Raw genomic sequence first — 1,958 nt, 5'->3', positions numbered from 1 at the left:
CGGGTCTTTGACAGTTGTATAAATAAATTTTCCTTGAAAGCCTTGATATAGGCTTATTTTTTTGTCAAATTTTAAAACTTTATAGTGCACAATGTTACACAATGTGATATAATATAAGTATCATCTAACGAAAGGTTCTAAAAAAATGAGATTACAAATTGTTAAATCCAAAAATGCTGCTTCTTTATATGTCGTAAAATCCATATTTGAAAATGGGAAACGTTCTTCTAAAGTTGTTGAAAAACTTGGCACTTATTCTGAACTTTTGAAAAACTTGAAAGGCGAAGACCCAATAGAATGGGCAAAAAAATATGTTGATGAATTAAATCAGAAGGAAAAAGAAGAAAAACGAGAAGTATTAGTAAAATATTCTCCTGCGAAGCAAATTTCAAAAGACGAGCAGCATTTCTTCAACGGTGGTTATTTGTTCTTGCAGCAACTTTATCATGAACTTGGTTTAAACAAAATTTGCAAAAAAATTTCAGATAAACATAAATTCACCTACAACCTTGATTCTATTCTTTCTAGATTAATTTATGGCAGGATTATTTTCCCAGCTTCAAAACTTGCTACGCATGAATTATCAAGAAAATTTATGGAACAACCAGATTTTGATATTCAGCATATTTATAGAGCATTAGAAGTACTCTCAAGCGAAGCTGACTTTATTCAATCTGAACTATATAATAACAGTTTAAAACTATATGACAGAAAAAAAGGTATCCTTTATTACGATTGCACAAACTACTTCTTTGAAATCGAACAGGAAGATGGCTTAAAACGATATGGTGTTTCAAAAGAGCATCGACCTAATCCTATTGTTCAAATGGGACTTTTTATGGACAGTGATGGTATTCCGCTTGCCTTTTGCATCAATAATGGAAATACCAATGAACAAGTTACCCTAAAGCCTTTAGAAGAAAAAATTATATCAGATTTTAATCTTTCAAAATTTGTTGTTTGTACTGATGCAGGACTTGCATCCACCACCAACAGAAAATTTAATAGCGTTGATAATCGTTCTTTTATTACTACTCAGTCTGTGAAAAAATTACGAAAGCATTTAAAAGAGTGGTCGTTAGACCCAACAGGCTGGCGCCTTAGCGATTATAATCAAACATATAACCTTAATGAATTAGATGAAGAAAAAAATCTTAAAAATATTTTTTATAAAGAACGATGGATTAAGGAAGATGGATTAGAGCAAAAATTAATCGTTACATTTTCTCTTAAATATAAAAATTATCAATCTACTATTCGTAACCGACAGGTTGAAAGAGCTCAGAATACAATAGATAAAAATCCTACAAAATTAAAGAAATGTAATACTAATGATTATAAGCGATTTATCACAAAAAGTCATTGTACTCAAGATGGTGAGATTGCTGATAAAGAAATTTTAGGGATTAATACTACTCTAATTGAACAAGAAGCTGTGTTTGATGGATTTTATGCAGTTTGCACAAACCTAGAAGACGAGGCTTCCGCCATAATAAAAGTAAATCAAAAGCGTTGGGAAATCGAAGAATGTTTTAGAATTATGAAAACCGAGTTTAAAGCAAGACCTGTGTATCTGCAACGTGACGATAGAATTCGAGCTCATTTTACCACATGTTTTATTTCACTAATAATATATCGATTATTAGAAAAAAAATTAGAAGAAAAATTCACTTGCTCTGAAATCATTTCCGGACTAAGATCTATGAATTTTTATAAAATCAAAGGCGAAGGATATGTTCCTACTTACACAAGAACAGATTTTACAGATGCTCTGCATGATACATTTGGTTTTCGTACTGATTATCAAATCATAAATAATAAAATGGCAAAAAAATTTTTTAAAGACACGAAAAAGCAAAAAACATTACTCACTTTTTGAATATAACTAAAAGCTTGGAAACCATTGATTTTAATAGGTTTACCAAGCTTTTTATCTTCTTCAACTGTCAAAGACGAGA

The 1,958-nt window shown here is 30.4% G+C and carries 1 protein-coding gene; it reads left to right on the top strand.

Annotation, left to right across the window (positions count from 1 at the left end):
* Positions 1-145 precede the first annotated feature (145 nt).
* Entirely contained in the window at positions 146-1,879 is a 1,734-nt protein-coding gene (locus J2Z42_RS14290; protein WP_209703436.1) for an IS1634 family transposase, read from the top strand.
* Positions 1,880-1,958: the final 79 nt, after the last annotated feature.

This window comes from Clostridium algifaecis, from assembly GCF_017874415.1.
GTDB classification, from domain to species: domain Bacteria; phylum Bacillota; class Clostridia; order Clostridiales; family Clostridiaceae; genus Clostridium_B; species Clostridium_B algifaecis.
This window is presented reverse-complemented; position numbering and strand designations above follow the sequence as displayed.

Excerpts from the sequence above, each read along its gene's own strand:
- J2Z42_RS14290 (WP_209703436.1), top strand. The coding sequence starts at position 146 with ATGAGATTACAAATTGTTAAATCCAAAAATGCTGCTTCTTTATATGTC.